Origin of the sequence: Mesorhizobium sp. M4B.F.Ca.ET.214.01.1.1 (assembly GCF_004791545.1) — a bacterium.
GTDB lineage: Bacteria > Pseudomonadota > Alphaproteobacteria > Rhizobiales > Rhizobiaceae > Mesorhizobium > Mesorhizobium abyssinicae.
Genome location: NZ_SRUX01000166.1, coordinates 1 through 341, shown reverse-complemented (window position 1 = coordinate 341; position 341 = coordinate 1). Strand labels below are relative to the sequence as shown.

General features: G+C 65.1%; 1 pseudogene. It reads left to right on the top strand.

Annotated elements, in window-relative coordinates:
• A pseudogene (locus EN857_RS36040) lies at positions 1-170 on the top strand (nucleoside deaminase); the annotation flags it as partial.
• Between the last annotated feature and the right edge of the window lie 171 nt (positions 171-341).

Here is a 341-nt window from a genome sequence, read left to right as displayed (position 1 = left end):
GCCGGCTCTATTTCGGCGCTGCCGACGAGAAAGGTGGCGCGGTGGTCAACGGCGCGCGCTTCTTTGCTTCCCCCACCTGCCACCATACGCCGGACATTTATCCGGGAATCGGCGAGAGCGACGCCGCCCTTATCCTCAAGGATTTCTTTCGCGAGAGACGGGAAACGTAGGCGTGCGTGGCTAGTTCCGGCCTACAGCCCCAGCCAGTCGAACCAGCCGCCCTTCTTGCCTTCGGCCTGGGCCTTCAGCCGGCGCTCTTTCTTGTACTCGTCCTCGCCGAGCTCGTTCTGCGGCGCGGTGGCGGCTGCCTGGCGATAGGCGAGCGGCGGCTCGCTCAGATA